This window comes from uncultured Algibacter sp. (genome assembly GCF_947495675.1).
GTDB lineage: Bacteria > Bacteroidota > Bacteroidia > Flavobacteriales > Flavobacteriaceae > Algibacter_B.
The window spans coordinates 216,793-234,172 of sequence record NZ_CANLZX010000001.1 but is presented as its reverse complement, the minus strand read 5'-3'; the positions used below and the strand labels follow the sequence as shown (position 1 = coordinate 234,172).

20 protein-coding genes and 1 tRNA gene are annotated in these 17,380 nt (G+C 30.3%); 7 read left to right on the top strand and 14 right to left on the bottom strand.

Annotated features, from left to right (window positions below):
- Positions 1–63: 63 nt before the first annotated feature.
- Both Q0842_RS00975 and Q0842_RS00970 read right to left on the bottom strand, forming a co-directional pair.
- Positions 64–696, bottom strand: coding sequence for a 50S ribosomal protein L25/general stress protein Ctc (locus Q0842_RS00975; RefSeq protein WP_298493076.1), 633 nt, complete (start codon positions 694–696; stop codon positions 64–66).
- Between the two features lie 55 nt (positions 697–751).
- Positions 752–1,693 carry a ribose-phosphate pyrophosphokinase gene (locus Q0842_RS00970; RefSeq protein ID WP_298493073.1) on the bottom strand — a complete coding sequence of 314 codons (942 nt, stop codon included), beginning with the start codon at positions 1,691–1,693 and terminating at the stop codon, positions 752–754.
- A gap of 144 nt (positions 1,694–1,837) precedes the next feature.
- Between Q0842_RS00970 and Q0842_RS00965 the strand changes: the two genes are divergently transcribed.
- The 5 genes from Q0842_RS00965 (at position 1,838) to Q0842_RS00945 (ending at position 5,028) form a co-directional block, all read left to right on the top strand.
- Positions 1,838–1,917 (top strand) — tRNA-Leu (locus tag Q0842_RS00965).
- A gap of 140 nt (positions 1,918–2,057) precedes the next feature.
- Entirely contained in the window at positions 2,058–2,915 is an 858-nt protein-coding gene (locus Q0842_RS00960) for a YicC/YloC family endoribonuclease (protein WP_298493070.1), read from the top strand.
- A gap of 17 nt (positions 2,916–2,932) precedes the next feature.
- Entirely contained in the window at positions 2,933–3,520 is a 588-nt protein-coding gene (gmk, locus tag Q0842_RS00955) for a guanylate kinase (protein WP_298493067.1), read from the top strand.
- 3 nt (positions 3,521–3,523) lie between these two features.
- Positions 3,524–4,102 (top strand): nicotinate (nicotinamide) nucleotide adenylyltransferase, encoded by a 579-nt coding sequence (gene nadD / locus Q0842_RS00950; protein WP_298493064.1) that lies wholly within the window; start codon positions 3,524–3,526, stop codon positions 4,100–4,102.
- 41 nt (positions 4,103–4,143) lie between these two features.
- Positions 4,144–5,028: a hypothetical protein gene (locus tag Q0842_RS00945; RefSeq protein WP_298493061.1), complete on the top strand. Its 885-nt coding sequence runs from the start codon at positions 4,144–4,146 to the stop codon at positions 5,026–5,028.
- Positions 5,029–5,101: 73 nt separating this feature from the next.
- Here the strand turns inward: Q0842_RS00945 and lysM are convergent, their stop codons facing one another.
- Positions 5,102–5,599, bottom strand: coding sequence for a peptidoglycan-binding protein LysM (gene lysM / locus Q0842_RS00940; protein WP_298493058.1), 498 nt, complete (start codon positions 5,597–5,599; stop codon positions 5,102–5,104).
- Between the two features lie 145 nt (positions 5,600–5,744).
- Complete coding sequence (locus tag Q0842_RS00935) at positions 5,745–6,686, bottom strand: nicotinic acid mononucleotide adenyltransferase (protein WP_298493055.1); 942 nt, start codon at positions 6,684–6,686, stop codon at positions 5,745–5,747.
- A gap of 131 nt (positions 6,687–6,817) precedes the next feature.
- On the opposite strand from Q0842_RS00935, the gene Q0842_RS00930 reads away from it, so the two are divergent.
- A complete protein-coding gene (locus Q0842_RS00930) occupies positions 6,818–7,819 on the top strand; it encodes an NAD(P)H-dependent glycerol-3-phosphate dehydrogenase (protein WP_298493052.1) in 1,002 nt (333 codons plus the stop codon).
- Between the two features lie 63 nt (positions 7,820–7,882).
- On the opposite strand, the gene Q0842_RS00925 is transcribed toward Q0842_RS00930, so the two are convergent.
- The 3 genes from Q0842_RS00925 to Q0842_RS00915 form a co-directional block, all read right to left on the bottom strand.
- A complete protein-coding gene (locus Q0842_RS00925) occupies positions 7,883–8,278 on the bottom strand; it encodes a hypothetical protein (protein ID WP_298493049.1) in 396 nt (131 codons plus the stop codon).
- A gap of 54 nt (positions 8,279–8,332) precedes the next feature.
- The gene (gene pheS / locus Q0842_RS00920) at positions 8,333–9,352 is read right to left on the bottom strand and encodes a phenylalanine--tRNA ligase subunit alpha (protein ID WP_298493046.1); all 1,020 of its coding nucleotides are present in this window, start codon (positions 9,350–9,352) and stop codon (positions 8,333–8,335) included.
- Positions 9,353–9,539: 187 nt separating this feature from the next.
- Positions 9,540–9,896: a hypothetical protein gene (locus Q0842_RS00915; protein ID WP_298493043.1), complete on the bottom strand. Its 357-nt coding sequence runs from the start codon at positions 9,894–9,896 to the stop codon at positions 9,540–9,542.
- A 74-nt stretch (positions 9,897–9,970) separates the two neighbouring features.
- Between Q0842_RS00915 and Q0842_RS00910 the strand changes: the two genes are divergently transcribed.
- Entirely contained in the window at positions 9,971–10,486 is a 516-nt protein-coding gene (locus Q0842_RS00910) for a CvpA family protein (protein WP_298493040.1), read from the top strand.
- A gap of 30 nt (positions 10,487–10,516) precedes the next feature.
- On the opposite strand, the gene Q0842_RS00905 is transcribed toward Q0842_RS00910, so the two are convergent.
- From Q0842_RS00905 to Q0842_RS00875, 7 genes are all read right to left on the bottom strand, one after another.
- The gene (locus Q0842_RS00905) at positions 10,517–11,146 is read right to left on the bottom strand and encodes a carbonic anhydrase (RefSeq protein WP_298493038.1); all 630 of its coding nucleotides are present in this window, start codon (positions 11,144–11,146) and stop codon (positions 10,517–10,519) included.
- Positions 11,147–13,009, bottom strand: a complete 1,863-nt coding sequence (locus Q0842_RS00900) for a SulP family inorganic anion transporter (protein WP_298493035.1) — start codon at positions 13,007–13,009, stop codon at positions 11,147–11,149.
- 104 nt (positions 13,010–13,113) lie between these two features.
- Positions 13,114–13,743 carry a carbonic anhydrase family protein gene (locus Q0842_RS00895; protein ID WP_298493031.1) on the bottom strand — a complete coding sequence of 210 codons (630 nt, stop codon included), beginning with the start codon at positions 13,741–13,743 and terminating at the stop codon, positions 13,114–13,116.
- Positions 13,744–13,768: 25 nt separating this feature from the next.
- Positions 13,769–14,584 carry a universal stress protein gene (locus tag Q0842_RS00890; protein ID WP_298493028.1) on the bottom strand — a complete coding sequence of 272 codons (816 nt, stop codon included), beginning with the start codon at positions 14,582–14,584 and terminating at the stop codon, positions 13,769–13,771.
- A 5-nt stretch (positions 14,585–14,589) separates the two neighbouring features.
- Positions 14,590–16,182 (bottom strand): SulP family inorganic anion transporter, encoded by a 1,593-nt coding sequence (locus Q0842_RS00885; protein ID WP_298493025.1) that lies wholly within the window; start codon positions 16,180–16,182, stop codon positions 14,590–14,592.
- A gap of 88 nt (positions 16,183–16,270) precedes the next feature.
- Positions 16,271–16,573 carry a hypothetical protein gene (locus Q0842_RS00880; RefSeq protein WP_298493022.1) on the bottom strand — a complete coding sequence of 101 codons (303 nt, stop codon included), beginning with the start codon at positions 16,571–16,573 and terminating at the stop codon, positions 16,271–16,273.
- Positions 16,574–16,621: 48 nt separating this feature from the next.
- Positions 16,622–17,380, bottom strand: a complete 759-nt coding sequence (locus tag Q0842_RS00875) for a tetratricopeptide repeat protein (RefSeq protein ID WP_298493019.1) — start codon at positions 17,378–17,380, stop codon at positions 16,622–16,624.

Sequence of the window (17,380 nt, the reverse complement as noted above, 5' to 3'; positions counted from 1 at the left end):
TAAAAATAAAAAAGCATCCTGAATAAATCAGAATGCTTTTTAATATTTGATTGAGAATAATTTCTATTCTTGAGCTGCTTCTTCTGCTGCTGGCGCTTCTGCTCCTTCTGCTGCTGCTCCTTCTTCTTCTTCTTCATCATCAGCAACTGCTGTTCTAGAAGTTTTAATTTGACACACAACAATATTATCTGTGTGTAAAAATGTGTAGTTATTAGTTGGTAATTCACCAACAGCTACTTTATCACCAATTTTAAGAGGCGTAATATCTATCTCTATAAAATCTGGTAAGTTTGCTGGTAATGCTTTTACACGAAGTTTTCTGTTATTTCTTCTTAAAACACCACCATTTTTAACACCTTTAGAGTTTCCAACAAGTTGAACAGGTATATCTAAAGCTATTTCTTTATCATCAAATAACTGATAAAAATCTACGTGTAGAATTCTGTCTGTTACTGGGTGAAATTGAATATCTTGTAGTACTGCATTAAGCACTTCACCACTTTCTAAATTAATCACAACTGTATGCGCATTAGGCGTGTATACAAGTTTAGAGAAAGCTAATTCTGGTGCAGAGAAATGCACTGGTTTATCTCCTCCGTATAATACGCAAGGAACCTGACCAGCATTACGTAAGGCTTTTGTTGCTTTTTTGCCCACGCTTTCTCTTTGAGATCCGTTGATTGTAATTGATTTCATTTCTATTTATATAATTTAATTAATATTCTTTTTTTTTAAGCTTTCGCTAAAAAAGTTACATGACAAATTTTGAACTTATTGATTTGTTATTATGAACTTTATTCATAACCTCTGCAAATAACTCTGCACAACCCAAAACTCTAATTTTATCACTTTTTTGCGTTAATGGAATTGAATCTGTTACAATTAATTCCTCAAGCTTAGATTTTTCTAGTTTTTCATAAGCATCACCAGATAAAATAGGATGTGTACAAATGGCTCTTACACTTAAAGCGCCTCTTTCCATCATTAAGTCTGCTGCTTTTGTTAATGTCCCTGCTGTATCAACCATATCATCAACCAATACCACGTTTTTACCTGTTACATCTCCAATTAATTCCATGTGTGAAATTACATTTGCTTTTGCTCGCTGCTTATAACAAATTACAACATCACTTTCTAAAGCTTTTGAATAAGCATAAGCTCTTTTAGAACCACCCATATCTGGTGAAGCAATAGTAAGGTTTGGTAAATTAAGACTTTTTAAATAAGGTAAAAATATAATAGATGCATATAAATGATCTACAGGTTTTTCAAAAAATCCTTGTATTTGATCTGCATGCAAATCCATTGTAATAATTCTAGTAGCACCAGCAGCCTCTAACATTTTGGCAACCAATTTTGCCGCGATTGGCACTCTTGGTTTATCTTTTCTGTCTTGCCTTGCCCAACCAAAATAAGGCATAACTGCTGTGATGTGTCTTGCTGAAGCTCGTTTTGCTGCATCAATCATCAACAACATTTCCATTAAATTTCTTGGCTTTGGATTTGTTGATCCTATTATAAAAATTCTAGTACCACGTATAGATTCTTCATAAGAAGGCTGAAACTCACCATCACTATAAGTTGAAGTGATAACATTTCCTAATTCTGTACCAAAAGCTTTGGCTATTTTTTCACCTAAAACTTTACTTTGAGTACATGCAAAAATTTTTGCTTCAGTATTTACAACGGCCATGATTAACTAGTTGTTATTATAGTATTTAAACACTATTTTTTTAACAAGGTGCAAATTTAGACATTTATTTTTACCTAAAAAGTATATTGCATGCTATTTTTATGCTAGATATCGAAAAAATATATATTTTTGCAGTCCAAACTTGCTCAAGTGGTGGAATTGGTAGACACGTCGGATTCAAAATCCGATTCTTCGGAGTGCGGGTTCGATTCCCGCCTTGAGTACTAAAGGCTTTAACTAATTAGTTAAAGCCTTTATTTTTTTTACTCAATATATTATATTGTCGTGTTTATTAAAACATAACTTATAACCTTTTCTATCTTTGGGTTTTAATTACCTTTGCACAACTTAAATACACGCATTTATGATATATTCAATGACAGGTTATGGTAAATCTGTTTTACTATTACCAACAAAAAAAATAACCATTGAGCTTAAATCTTTAAATAGTAAAAATTTAGATTTAAATGCCAGAATGCCTTCTATTTACAGAGAAAAAGAATTAGCTATAAGAAAAGTACTGGCTGATAAATTGGTGCGTGGAAAAGTAGATTTTTCTATTTATCTAGAAGCTACTGCCGAAGATACTTCTACTCAAATAAACACGCCAGTAGTTAAGCAATATATAGAGCAATTAAGACAAGTTGTTGATGGAGATGATATGGATTTACTTAAAATGGCTGTTCGTTTCCCTGATGCATTAAATACGGTACGAGAAGAAATTGATGAAAACGAATGGCAAGATATAGAAGCAGAAATACATAATGCCATATTAGACCTAAATAATCATAGATTAAATGAAGGTAAAGTTCTTGAAATCGATTTTAATAATCGTATTTCTACAATAGATAATTTACTAGACCAAGTTATTACAATGGATCCTGAACGTGTTGAAGGTGTTCGTGAAAGATTACTAAAAGGTGTTCAAGAACTAAAAGAGAAATATGATGAAAATAGGTTTGAGCAAGAGCTTGTTTATTATATTGAGAAGTTTGATATAACTGAAGAAAAGGTACGCTTAAAAAATCATTTAAATTATTTTACAGAATCCATAAACTCCAAAGACTCAAATGGTAAAAAACTAGGGTTTATTAGTCAAGAAATGGGTAGAGAAATTAATACCATAGGTTCTAAAAGTAATTATGCCCCGATGCAACAATTGGTAGTACAAATGAAAGATGAGTTAGAAAAAATTAAGGAACAATTATTGAATGTACTTTAATTAAAAAAATAAAACTATTGACTAAAGAAAACAAAAAACAAGGTAAGCTCATTGTGTTTTCAGCACCATCTGGTTCTGGAAAAACAACCATTGTTAGACATTTGTTGAAAAAGGAAGAATTAAATTTAGAGTTTTCCATTTCGGCAACTTCTAGAGCTAAAAGAGGTGAAGAAGTACATGGCAAAGACTATTATTTTTTGTCTGCAAAAGAATTTAAAACCAAAATTAAAAATGATGAATTTTTAGAGTGGGAAGAAGTTTATCGCGACAACTTCTACGGTACTTTAAAAACTGAGGTAGAACGTATTTGGGCAAAAGGCAAAAACGTTATTTTTGATATTGATGTATCTGGTGGTTTAAGAATAAAAAGAAAATTCCCTGAAGAAACACTAGCTATTTTTGTAAAACCGCCTAGTATAGACGAATTAAAAATTCGCTTAAAAAAGCGTAAAACAGAAAGTAAAGACAAAATAAGCATGCGGGTTGCTAAAGCATCTGCAGAATTAGCTACAGCTCCTTTATTTGACACGATAATTGTTAATGATGATTTGAATAAAGCACTTATTGAAGCAGAAAAAAAGGTTGATGATTTCATAAATTCTTAAAAAATGAAAATCGGTTTATATTTTGGTTCTTTTAATCCCATACACATTGGGCATTTGGTTATTGCAAACTATATGGCAGAATATAGTGATTTAGATCAAATTTGGTTTGTTGTTACACCGCATAATCCCTTTAAAAAGAAAAGCAGTTTACTTGACAATTACCAGCGCTTAGAAATGGTTTATCAGGCCACAAAAGACTATCCTAAATTAAAAGCTAGCGATATAGAATTTAATTTACTTCAACCTAATTACACAATAAACACACTTACTTATTTACAAGAAAAATATCCTGATAATGAGTTTGCATTAATTATGGGAGAAGATAATTTAAAGGGGTTTCATAAATGGAAAAACTATAATATTATTCTTGAAAATCATCATATATACGTTTACCCTAGAATTTCAGAAAATAAAGTTGAAACCCAATTTGATGGACATAAAAAAATTCATCATATTGATGCACCTATCATGCAACTCTCTTCTACATTTATTCGCAAAGCTATAAAAGCAGGAAAAAATGTTAAACCAATGTTACCTAAAAATGTTTGGGAATATTTAGATGAAATGAATTTTTATAAATAATTAGTTAAAAGAACTGCCATCTTTTAAAATCTACTAAAGTTTTGCCACAGATACTTAAAAATGAAAATCTTGAAATTCACATAGATTTTCCTAATGAAAACTATAATTTTTCAAGATTTGACTGGACTGGAAAAATTACCACGGTTAAATTTAAAAATATTTTAGTTACAAGTATTGAAAGTCAAGATTACATAAATGAGCATGTTTTAGGAAAAGGTTTCTATAATGAATTTGGGATTGATAACGCGCTGGGATTTAATGAAACAGAAATAGGCGATTGGTTTCATAAAATAGGTGTAGGTTTATTAAAAAAAGAAGATAGCTCTTACTTATTTAGCAATAAATATAAAATTAAACCTGCCAATTTTAAAATTTCTGTTAAAGAAAACAGTGTTATTATAACTTGTAAATCTGATTCTGTAAATGGCTATTCCTATATTTTAAAAAAAGAGATTCAGTTACATAAAAATAATTTTAGTATTACATATCACTTGCATAATACAGGCAAAAAAAATATTATCACTAATGAATACAGCCATAACTTTACGTCAATAAATAAAGATTTAATAGGACGTAACTATATTTTAAAATTTCCTTTTGAATTAAAGCCAAATTCTTTTACTGAAACTGTAAATCCAGAACAAAAGGTTGAAATAAGAAAAAATCAAATTAAATTTAATAGCACACCAAACACACCCTTTTTTTTTAGCAACCTGTCTGGTAACATTTCGGTTAATTCTAATTGGGAATTAACAAACTTAAAAAACAATATTTCTATTAGTGAAATTGGTAGTTTTAAAACTAATAAAATAAATATTTGGGGCTCTAAACACGTAATTAGTCCTGAGTTGTTTTGTGATATTTTTATTAAACCTGGTGATAACACAAAATGGTCAAGAACATACAACTTCCGAACAGTAAAATAATTCAACAAAAAAGCCAACTTAAAAAGCTGGCTCCGAACGTAACATAATTAGCTATTAACTAGGTTCTCATGTTCTAATCTAAATTTGGAATTCTTAATACTTGACCAGGATAAATTTTATCTGGATTTGTAAGCATTGGCTTGTTAGCTTCAAAAATAACTGGGTATTTCATAGCGTTTCCGTAATATGTTTTTGCAATTTTTCCTAATGTATCACCACTAACAACGGTGTGAAATTGTGCTACTGGCTCTTCGTTTTCTACAGTCATTTGGTCGTCAACAGTTGCAATACCATTTGAGTTACCTACAACTAAAACAACTTTTTCTCTTGTTGCTTGATCATATGCTAAACCAGAAATTGTAGCAGCATCATCATCAATAAAAACATTTAAGTCTTCAACTTGTAGTTGTAAATCAGAAATAGTTTCTTCTAATTTTCTAGCCGCGGCTTCTTCTAGTTTTAATTCTTTTACTGCAGCTTCTGCAGCAGCCTCTTTTGCTTCTTCAGCATCTGTTTTACCTATTCCAAATACTTTGGCTCCGGCGTTTTTAATAAATGAAAATAATCCCATTTTGTTTTTTTGTTTTAAGGGTTAATACTATTATGACACAGACAATACTATAAAGTCACAATTTCTAGTTTAATCAAAAAAGAAACCGCCTAAAGCTGAGAGCTTTAATGCGGTTTCTAAACTAAATAACCAACCAAAATTTTTATTAAACCCTTGTGTTTTCTCTTGGGTTTTCTATTTTATCTTTTCTAAACTTACGTTTTTTGTCTGTTTGTACTTTTTCACCTTTCGTTTTACCGTCAGATTTTAAATATTGAATATATCCTCTACCTTCAAACTCATAAACAGTTTCAGAAGAAGGGTGATACAATTCTATCTTACTATCATTTATAACGCTCAATTCAAAATACTCATTGTATAAGAAATCATAATCTAATGTTAAAGTTTTTAAAAAATCATTTCCGCTTATATCGCCTACACCATATAGCCCTGTATAATCCCAATAAAGATTATTTACATTAAGTCCATTTTCATCTTGAGAACTTTTAAATGTTGAATCATTGCCTCCCGGTAGAAACTGTAAATAATTCTCATTATCAAATTCGTTTATAGCTCCAAAATCACTTGTATATGTTTTTTCCCAAGCTTCATACTCTTGTAAGAAATAATGAATATTGTCATAGAATACAAAGTCATAATCAAAATTATTACGTTGGTAACCATCTAAAAAATAAGAAGTATCATTATTAGGATTGTATAATTCTATGGTATTATAATCTACTTCATATACATCAAAAGTTGAAAATCCATCAATATCATGTTGTACATCTAAAATCATATTATAAGCATCATATTCACCAACATCAATTCCATAACCATTGCCGTTTGCACCCAAACCAGCAATATTATTATTTGCATATAAGACTCCATTTATAAAAGAAACTGTAAATGCTTTTTGTAAAAATGGTGTTTCTCCATAACCTATAGTACTATTAATATCAACATACCAAATTTCATGAGAACGCAATAATTGATTTATAGAAATAGGAGTTTCATTATTAAAATCATCAACAACTACTTCTGTATAGCAAGATGTAAAAAGGGTTGCTATTAAAGCAAAACTTAAAAGTATTTTTATTGTTTTCATAATATAACATTTTAGGGTTCTTGTTTATGTAGTTTCAAAACGCGTGCCAAAAAGAAATATCTAATATTTTAAAGGCTTTATAATGACTAATATTTTATGTATTTTTGAAGTAGATAACGATTTAAAATTATATGGATAATCCATTAAAATATGCGGTTTTTGGGGCTGGAAGTTGGGCAACAGCAATAGTTAAAATGCTATGCGAAAACTTAGATGAAGTTGGTTGGTATATGAGAAGTGTTTATACCAAAGAACACTTATTAAAAGAGCAGCATAACCCTAATTATTTAAGTTCGGTTGAGTTTCATTTAGAGCAATTAAAACTTAGTAATGATATTAATGAAATTGCTAATTATGCAGATGTTTTAATTTTTGTAATTCCTTCTGCCTTTATACATAGTGAGTTAGAAAAACTCAATGTCGATATTTCAAACAAAATTATTGTTTCTGCAGTAAAGGGTATTATGCCAGAAACTGAGCTTTTAGTAGGCGAACATTTTCATCAAATTTACAAAGTACCTTTAGATAATATTGCGGTTATTGCAGGGCCTTGTCATGCAGAAGAAGTGGCCTTGGAGCGTTTATCATATTTAACCATATCCTGTTCAGACACTAAAAAAGCTAATGCTATTGCTAATTCTTTAGCTAGCGATTATATAAAAACCAAAACTAGCGACGATATTATAGGTATTGAATATGCCGTCATGCTAAAAAACATTTATGCTATTGCTGCTGGAATAGCGCATGGTTTAGGCTATGGCGATAATTTTCAAAGTGTCTTAATGAGTAATGCTATTCGTGAAATGAAACGTTTTATTAAAAAACGCCATAAAATGAAGCGTAACATTAATAACTCAGTATATTTAGGCGATTTACTGGTTACAGGCTACTCAATTTTTTCTAGAAACCGCATGTTTGGTAACATGATTGGCAAAGGGTATACCGTAAAATCTGCACAAATGGAAATGAGTATGGTTGCCGAAGGTTATTATGCAACAAAAAGTGCCTATAAACTAAATGAAAAAAATGCTAAAAAAACTCAAATACCTATTATAAAAGCAGTTTACGAAATCTTATATGAAAATAAGAATCCTAAAAAGGTATTTAAAAAACTAACTGATAAGTTGGATTAATATTGGTGTTACTACCAAGATTGGACCGATTGCTTAATACTTCTTTTTTAAATTATAAATAAATTATTTCACTAAAACTCCTTTAACATCCATTAAAGGAATGGGTTGTAATGCTTTAAGGTTAATTGTGTTTTTTCTAAATAAATATGTTTTATCAAACATAGTATTACCTTCAAAAAAAGACACTTTAAAAGTGTTATTTAATGCAAATAATTCCTCTTGCATCAACTCAATTTTGGCATAGCTTTTTTTAGGAAGAGTATCTAGTTTTTTTCTAAAAACGGATGTTGTTTTACTTTCAGAATAACCACTTGTAACAATAAGAATCATTTCTAAATCAACATCCTTATCATTAATTATATATGCATTCCAATCTTGTGTTTTATAAATGTCATTATATTCGCTTACTATGGCTATATAAACGTTTTCAACTTTTGGAATTATAATATCGTTTTTCATATTAAACTAAGAAATTCAATTTATAAGATCGCTAAATATACAGGAATGACAAAATTATAGAGTGCTCTTAAATTGCTCCAAAAACCTAACATCATTCTCACTCAACAAACGAATATCACCAATTTGGTGTAATAACATGGCTATACGATCTACACCTACACCAAATGCAAAACCAGAATACTCTGTAGCATCTATTTTACAATTTTCAAGTACGTTTGGATCTACCATACCACAACCACCAATTTCTAACCAACCTGTCCCTTTAGTTATTTTATAATCGGTTTCGGTTTCTAGTCCCCAATACACATCAATTTCTGCACTTGGTTCTGTAAACGGAAAGTAAGATGGGCGTAAACGTATTTTGCTTTTCCCAAACATTTCTGTTGTAAAATGTTGAAGTGTTTGTTTTAAATCGGCAAAACTTACATCTTTATCAATATACAATCCTTCTACTTGATGGAAAAAACAATGAGAACGTGCAGATATAGCTTCGTTTCTATAAACACGACCTGGAGAAATAGTTCTAATTGGCGGTTTATTATTTTCCATATAACGCACTTGCACAGAGCTAGTATGGGTACGTAACAATATATCTGGGTTTGTTTGAATAAAGAACGTATCCTGCATATCACGTGCTGGATGATATTCTGGTAAATTTAATGCTGTAAAGTTATGCCAGTCGTCTTCAATTTCTGGACCTTCACTAACGTTAAATCCTATGCGTGAAAAAATATCAATAATTTGATTTTTTACTATGGATATTGGGTGACGTGCTCCAATTTGAATAGGCTCTCCGGGGCGAGATAAATCGCCATAAACACCAACTACTTCTTCTTTGCTTTCCAGCTCCTCTTTTAAGGCATTTACCTTTTCCTCAGCTGTTTTTTTAAGCTTATTTATGGTTTGACCAAATTCTTTTTTTTGGTCGTTAGCTACATTTTTAAACTCAGCAAAAAAGTCGTTTAACAATCCTTTTTTACCTAAATATTTAATTCGGAAGGCTTCTACCTCATCTTTCGATTGAGCTTTAAAGGCTTCTGCTTCTGCTATGAGTTGGTTTATCTTATCTATCATGACCTATTACAAAATGATGGCAAATTTACTGTTTTTTACGTGAACTGCGTTAGGGATTTCAGAGGAAATCCTTTTTTTTGAATCAAGATTAAAAAGATTGTAACGAAACATTTATGTTCATTAATACAAATGTTTAAATTAAAGATAAATGAATAAATCCCGACCCTTGTGGTAACTCCAAAAGTATTTAATTAATATACTCGGTTTCTAAAAAGTAGTTTACAATGGCTTCTTTCATTAAAACACTTTGTTCGCCAGCCTTTAAATGCGGCAATGCTTCTAGTGCTTTGTAATGTGGCCAACCCTCCTCATCAACAAAATCGAGTTCATAATAACCATACGGAACTAGCAGTTTACATATGGCAATATGCATAAGATCTAATTTTTGATCTTTTTTAAATGCTCTATCTAATTGACCAAGTTCTTGTACTCCTATTAAATAGATAATAGCATCAAGATCCATACTGTCTCCATCTGCAAATTGATTGGAAAGTTTTTGTACTACCAATTCCCAACGTTCTTTTAATTGTTCGTCTCTAGCCATAATATTTTGAAAGCTGCAAAGTTAATAAACCTAAGTGTTAGTATTATTTTATATTTGTTTTAAATTATTTTAATATGGGGGTTATTGATATTGTTTTAGGGGCATTAATTTTATTTGGGCTTGTTCGTGGTTTTATGAAAGGGCTTTTTGTTGAAGTAGCTTCGTTGATTGCTTTAGTTGCTGGGGTTTATGGCGCCATACATTTTAGTAATTTTGCTGCCGAATTTTTGCAAACAAAAACAGAATGGAGTGAAAAAACTATAAACATTGTTGCCTTTGCAATTACCTTTATTATTATAGTTTTAGCTATTGGACTAGCTGGAAAAGCATTAACTAAACTTGCTAATTTTGCTGCTTTGGGTATTATAAATAAACTTGCTGGTGCTGTTTTTGGAGCACTAAAAATTGCTCTTATTTTAAGCGTGGTTTTAAATATATTTGATAAGATGAATAGTACGATAACATTTGTTGATAAAGAAAATATTGATGAAACCATACTTTATAAACCTGTTATATCTTTAGTGCCTTTAATTTTTCCAAATATTTTAACTCCTAAAGATGAAAATACAGCTTCTGAAAACGAAGCATAAAAAAAGCCACTTTAAAGTGGCTTTTTTTATTTAATCTAAATGATATATTTCCATAATATCTTTTAAATATTTTTTAAAATTAATACTTAAATCTATCAATTCTCCAGTATGTACATTAAACACCCAACCATGCACTTGTAGACCTCTATCTCTATAGGCTTTTTGAACAGCAGCTGTTTTAATTAAATTTACACATTGTTCTTTTACATTTAATTCTACCAAGCGGTCGTATTTTTTTTCTTCATCTTTAATACTATTTAATTCTAGTTTATGAATTCTGTATACATCTCTAATGTTACGTAACCACCCATTAAGAACTCCTAAATCTGCCGATTGCATGGCAGCTTTTACTCCGCCACATGCATAATGCCCACAAACTACAACATGATTTACTTTTAAATGAGTAACGGCATATTCTACAACAGACATGGCATTTAAATCTATACCTGAAACCATATTTGCAATATTACGATGCACAAATACTTCTCCTGGCCCCAAACCCATTAAATCTTCAGCTGTTACACGACTATCACTACAACCAATATAAAGTAATTCTGGACTTTGGCCTTTACCTAGCTTTTCAAAGTAATTTTCATCAAAAGCTAATTTATCTTTAATCCACTTTTCGTTATTCTTAAATACTTTATCTAAAGTCTTCATTTAATATTCATCTTTAACATTAGCTTTTATCCATATCATACATTCATGAAATGTTTTAAATATATGCTCATTAGGTATAAAATCTGGAATGATGTCTATACGTTCCATCATATAACGAGGTTGTTTTAATAAACCAACAAATAATACTTCTACATTATTTTTCTTTAAGTCTTGAAGCATATCTTCCATGGCATAAAGCCCAGATTGATCCATGTATTGCATTCGTCCAAGCCTAATTATAACGGTTTTCGCTGTATAAGGGATTTGTTGTGCTAAAGCTTGAAAATCGCTAGTTGAACCAAAAAACAATGGCCCTTTTAGATGTTTTATAAACACTTCTTCTTTTAAATTTGAAGGAAACTCACCTTCATCTGACCATGCTTCTTCTTTTAAAGATTTTACATCTGAACGCTCGGCAGTTAAATCTCCAATCTTTTTCATAAACATTAGAGAGGCTATAACCAAACCAATACCTACAGCATAAACCAAGTTCCAAAATGTAGAAAGTAGTAATACAATTAACATTATTAAAACTTCTGAACTCATTTTTAATGGTCCAATTTTAATATCTTTAGGAAGTGCTGGTATCGCTTTTAATCCTTTATAATCCATAACACCTATACCTACTGTAATTAAAATACCCGCTAAAACTGCTGCTGGAATTTGTGATGCTATAGGTCCTAACCCTAAAAGAATTATTAATAACATAATTCCGGCTATCATCCCAGATAGTTTGGTTTTTCCTCCAGAAGTAATGTTTACTACTGTTCTTATTGTAGCTCCTGCTCCAGGAATACCTCCAAAAATAGCAGCAATACTATTACCTATACCCTGACCCACCAATTCTTTATTTGGCTTATGCTTAGTTTTAGTCATATTATCTGCAACTACACTAGTAAGTAATGAATCTATAGCTCCCAAAAGCGCTAATGTGAGTGCTGTAAACACATAAGGTGTTACACTACTTAAATTAAAACTTGTGAAAATTTCCAGATTAGGAATTGGCAACCCGCTTGGAATCTCTTCAATAGGTCTGTAATTTAATCCGAAGCCTACAGCAATACCAGACATAACAATTAATGCAACCAATGTACTAGGAATAGCTTTTGTAATTCGTTTAAAACCATATATTATAAAAATGGTTCCTAATGCCAAGATTAATTCTAACCAGTTAATGTTTTGTATGGCTTTTGGGAAAGCCTTTATAGCTCCTAAGGCTCCTGAGGTTTCTTTTGCAGCTAAAGTTTGAGATTCTTTTAAAATTGCTTCTTGTGAAATTTCTTGAGCTCGATTTATGGTTTCTTTAAAATTCTCTAGCACTAAAATACCTTCCCCAGCTTCGTCTTTTAATATATTTTCAAGAATAACTTCTTCGGCTTGCGCTTTAAAGGTGTTTACAAATTCTGCATCTTCTTTTGGGTAATAACCAAGAGATGGTAAAATTTGAGTTAATAAAATAATAACTCCTATGGCAGTCATAAAACCAGATACAACTGGATAGGGTATATATCTAATATATTTCCCTAAACCTAAAACGCCTAAGCCAATTTGCATTAACCCTGCTATTAAAAATACGGTAAGAATTACTGGTAGAGCTTTATTAACATCGCCATCATTTGTAGCAATAATACCTGCTATTACAACCATACTAACTGCGGTCATGGGAGCTGTTGGCCCAGAAATCTGTGTACTTGTACCACCAAAAAGAGCTGCAAAAAAGCTAATAAAAATAGCTCCGTAAAGCCCTGCTGTTGGCCCTAAACCAGAAGACACTCCAAAAGCTAATGCTAAAGGCAATGCAACTATACCCGCTGTTATACCTCCAAATGCATCTCCTTTAATATTTGAGAAAAGATTTTTCATATTTAATTATAGTTTAGAAGTACCAAGTTAATTCAAAAAAGTGTCAAAAAAAAAAATCAACACTTAGGGTATTGATTTTTTTTAAAATTAAATTTTTTATTTAATTATTCGAAAAAATTGACAGCACCTGAATTGATATCATACATTGCTCCTACAATTTTTATGTCTCCATTATTCTGCATTTCTGCTAAAACAGGACTTTCTTTCATTATCCTATCTATAGTTAACAATACATTTTTTTCTGCTACATGATTAACAAAATCTATGTTTGAGGAGTTTCTTAAACTTGCATCTGCTGGTTCTTCCACAGCATTAACTGCTGGTTTAATTTTGCTTAACATGGCTGTTAAGTTTCCAAGTTTAGCATCATCACAAGCTCCTTTTATTGCTCCACAACTGGTATGTCCTAAAACTACAATTACTTTGGTTCCTGCTAATTTACATGCAAATTCCATGCTTCCTAAAATATCTTCGTTTACAAAGTTTCCTGCTATACGAACACTAAATATATCTCCTAAACCTTGGTCGAAAACTAACTCTGCTGATACCCTAGAATCAATACAGCTTAAAATTGTTGCAAATGGAAATTGACCATCACTAGTATCATTTACCTGCTCCAAAAGGTTTCTATTAGCTTTTAAGTTATTTTGAAACCTTTGATTCCCTTCTTTTAAAAATTGAATGGACTTCTCAGGTGTCATTGTTAATTGTGTTTCTCTAGTATGTGCTTTCATAATATATATTTTTAAATTAAATTGTTTAGTTTAAGGTATTCGATTCTCCGGATAGTAAAATTGGGATTTCAAGTTTTTCTATTACATCTTTTAAATCAGATTTTTTTAAACCATCCTTTTCTTTACTTACTCTACTTAAATACAATAAATTAACGTTACTTTTTAATAAGTATTTTGATAAATTACTAATTGTATTATCGTTACGCTCAAAAACATACTCGACTACCTTATTATTTGAAGTGATTTCAACCTTTTCTTGTTCTTGACCTTGATTTATAACTTTAAATGCTTTTAATGGCTTTTGTGATTGCAACAACAAATCATTAACTAACGATTCGTTGTTATTTAATCCATTACTATTTAAAACTCCTATAGACAAATCAATATCTGGATCTAAAGTGTTTTCGTTACCAACAACCAAAATAGTTCCTTTATGGGCTTTTAAAACAAATTTGGTTATAGAGTCTCCTATTAATCCCATTGTTTTTATTTTTCTTTTTCCTAAAACAACAATGTCTGGTTGATGTTCATTTAAATAATCTTGAATTTCGTTTTTCACATTACCAAATGCATGACTATAATCTATATTAACATCATAAGTTTTAGACACAGATTTAATCAAATTTTCAATATGCTTTGTGGTTATATTATGCTGTTCATTTATAGTTCGAAAGGTTGATAACTGACTATCTCTTTTAACCACATCAGTTGGTTTTTTTACATGAAAAAACTTAATATCAGCACCTAAATTTCTAACTAAACTTATGGTGCTTTTTAGTGAGTTTTCTGTCGCTTCTTTTAAGTCGGACAGGACTACAACTTTATATTTATGATTTTTCATGATTTTTAACTTAAACTTAAACTTGATTTAGGTCTTTCATTAAAAAACTGAACAAAGCTTGATGGGTTTTCTACGACACCACGTTTAGATATTAATTTAATATCAATATTTCGCTCTCTGGCTTTTAATAAAAAGTCTTCTAAAATTTCAATAATATCATTATCCAAATATCTTGTTTTTAGTAAATCGATTTCTAAATAAGTATCTATTGGTAAACTATCTAGTTCTTTTAAAATAGCACCTTTATTAAAAAATGTTACCTCTTCTGCAAGGGTCATTTTTATTCTGTGCTTTCCATTACTCTTATCTTCAATATGTAAGAAATGAGAGTTTTGGTAGCTTTTCATTAAAATTACAACTATACCAACAGCTAGGCCTAAACCAATACCCCAAAGTAAATCAATAAAAACAATTCCTAAAACCGTAACAAAAAATGGTATAGATTGTTTCCAACCTAAATCAAACATTTTTTTAAAAAGTTTTGGTTTAGCCAACTTATAACCCACAACAAGTAAAATTGCAGCTAATACCGAAAGAGGAATCATATTTAACAACCTAGGAATTAATATAACAGATATTAATAAGAAGAAACCATGAATGATTGCCGACATTTTTGAAACCCCACCTGATTGAATATTAGCCGAACTACGAACAATTACTTGAGTTATAGGTAAACCACCAACTAATCCTGAAAGAATATTTCCAGCTCCTTGAGCTAATAATTCACGGTTAGTAGGCGTAACGTTTTTATGTGGATCTAATCTATCTGTAGCTTCTACACATAATAAAGTTTCTAAACTAGCAACCAATGCTATTGTAAAAGCAACAATCCAGACTTCTGTATTGGTAATCGCACTAAAATTTGGAAAACTAAATTGATTTAAAAATGATGTAGCATCTTCAGGAACTGGCACACTTACTAAGTGCGATTGAGAAATAGCTAAAACTTCATTTGATTGTGTTAATACATAAAATATAATACCAACAACAACAGCCACTAATGGGCCTTGAATAATTTGAAATATTTTCCCTTTTTTAGATAATACTTTATCCCATAGTATTAAAATACTTAAACCAATAATACCTATTAAAGCAGATCCTGGAGTAATAAATTTTAAAGATTTAAAAATATCTGAGAAAGTATTTTCGCCATCCACTTGAAAAAATGCAAAATCTCCTTCTGGATCTGCATCGTAACCGAAAAAATGTGGTATTTGTTTTAAAATAATAATAATCCCAATACCTGTAAGCATGCCTTTAATTACCGATGAAGGAAAATAATAACCAATAATTCCTGCTTTTAAAAAGCCAAAAATTAACTGAATTATTCCTCCTAAAACTACTGCAACTAAAAAGTTTTCATAACCACCCAAAGTGCCTATTGCAGTTAGTACAATAGCTGCTAAACCAGCAGCAGGACCACTTACTCCTATTTTAGAACCACTAAGAGCTCCTACAACAATTCCTCCAATTATACCAGCTATTAATCCCGAAAACAAGGGTGCTCCACTGGCAAGAGCAATACCTAAACACAATGGTAAGGCAACAAAAAATACGACTATACTCGCTGGTAAGTCATTTTTAATAGTTTTAAACATATTATAATGATTTTTTCTTTTGGCATGTTTAATACCAAAAGTTATTAAATTTTAAGTTAGACTTTATAAAAAGTCTATGAATTTGTAATTATAATATGTAAGAATCTGGTGGAGGAAAAATTAAGTTTAAATGTGGTTTGGGGTAATTTTTAAAAAAATATTCTAAATAAGATTCTTTTTCGGTTAAATTAAAAACTGAAGTTGAGTTTAAAAAATCGTAAAAAATTAGATCTTTGTCTTTACTTTTTTCATGACCTTTTTCTTCTTCTTCACTAGAGATATAAAAGCTACTAATATCGGTTGTATTGTCTATAATTAAAATGATGGTTGGTGCTGTTAGAAACAACACAAACATTGTAGAAAATATTAAAGAAATAATGTTTCTTCTCATTTTAATTTTATTGGAATGGTAAATATATCATTTTTTGTTCATGAATAATCATAGATTATTTAACAATTTTATATCTTCAGATGAAATCCACCCTATTTTACCATCTGAAAGTTTTATTTTATTCCATTCATCTACTGCATCTATTACTTGAATCTTAGTACCTTCATGCAACCTAAAAGACTCTTCACTTCTTGTATTAGGTTCTGCTTTAACCTTAGCCTCTTGAGCAAAAACAATTGCTGGATTGTTATTTTTATCTAAATTAAATTTATGGAAAGCAAAAGCAAGTGTAATAAAAACTAGTATTAAAGCAGTAATACTTCCAATAAAGGCTAAACGCTTATTTAAAGTTGAATAGGCAAAATAATATACCAAAAACAACAAAACAAAACAAAATACTAAGCCAACAGATGTTTTTGCCCAATTATCATAAGACATTTTGTTTGTTGTATTATTTAATATTTTTGAAAAACCAACATCTGGCACAACATCTATAGCATCAATAGTCATATTTTTTGCAAATGCTAGATTGTTAATTATATCTGTATCATCAGGGTTTAATAAAAGTGCCTTTTCATAATAATAAATACTTGGTGCAATATTATTGAGTTTATAATGTGCATTCGCTAGATTATAATATAAATCGGCTGAATGCTTTTCTGTTTCTAAAATTGCATTGTAATTATCAATAGCTTCAGCATATTTGGCTTCGTTATAATAGGTATTAGCTTTTTCAAACAACTCTTCATTTTGAGCAAAAAGTCCAAAACTGAACAATAACGATAGTATGTAAAATATTTGTTTCAT

Coding starts and splice junctions, on each gene's coding strand:
- Q0842_RS00975 (WP_298493076.1), bottom strand. CDS start 696: ATGAAATCAATTACAATCAACGGATCTCAAAGAGAAAGCGTGGGCAAA.
- Q0842_RS00970 (WP_298493073.1), bottom strand. CDS start 1,693: ATGGCCGTTGTAAATACTGAAGCAAAAATTTTTGCATGTACTCAAAGT.
- Q0842_RS00960 (WP_298493070.1), top strand. CDS start 2,058: ATGATATATTCAATGACAGGTTATGGTAAATCTGTTTTACTATTACCA.
- nadD (WP_298493064.1), top strand. CDS start 3,524: ATGAAAATCGGTTTATATTTTGGTTCTTTTAATCCCATACACATTGGG.
- lysM (WP_298493058.1), bottom strand. CDS start 5,599: ATGGGATTATTTTCATTTATTAAAAACGCCGGAGCCAAAGTATTTGGA.
- Q0842_RS00935 (WP_298493055.1), bottom strand. CDS start 6,686: ATGAAAACAATAAAAATACTTTTAAGTTTTGCTTTAATAGCAACCCTT.
- Q0842_RS00930 (WP_298493052.1), top strand. CDS start 6,818: ATGGATAATCCATTAAAATATGCGGTTTTTGGGGCTGGAAGTTGGGCA.
- Q0842_RS00925 (WP_298493049.1), bottom strand. CDS start 8,278: ATGAAAAACGATATTATAATTCCAAAAGTTGAAAACGTTTATATAGCC.
- pheS (WP_298493046.1), bottom strand. CDS start 9,352: ATGATAGATAAGATAAACCAACTCATAGCAGAAGCAGAAGCCTTTAAA.
- Q0842_RS00915 (WP_298493043.1), bottom strand. CDS start 9,896: ATGGCTAGAGACGAACAATTAAAAGAACGTTGGGAATTGGTAGTACAA.
- Q0842_RS00910 (WP_298493040.1), top strand. CDS start 9,971: ATGGGGGTTATTGATATTGTTTTAGGGGCATTAATTTTATTTGGGCTT.
- Q0842_RS00905 (WP_298493038.1), bottom strand. CDS start 11,146: ATGAAGACTTTAGATAAAGTATTTAAGAATAACGAAAAGTGGATTAAA.
- Q0842_RS00900 (WP_298493035.1), bottom strand. CDS start 13,009: ATGAAAAATCTTTTCTCAAATATTAAAGGAGATGCATTTGGAGGTATA.
- Q0842_RS00895 (WP_298493031.1), bottom strand. CDS start 13,743: ATGAAAGCACATACTAGAGAAACACAATTAACAATGACACCTGAGAAG.
- Q0842_RS00890 (WP_298493028.1), bottom strand. CDS start 14,584: ATGAAAAATCATAAATATAAAGTTGTAGTCCTGTCCGACTTAAAAGAA.
- Q0842_RS00885 (WP_298493025.1), bottom strand. CDS start 16,182: ATGTTTAAAACTATTAAAAATGACTTACCAGCGAGTATAGTCGTATTT.
- Q0842_RS00880 (WP_298493022.1), bottom strand. CDS start 16,573: ATGAGAAGAAACATTATTTCTTTAATATTTTCTACAATGTTTGTGTTG.
- Q0842_RS00875 (WP_298493019.1), bottom strand. CDS start 17,380: ATGAAACAAATATTTTACATACTATCGTTATTGTTCAGTTTTGGACTT.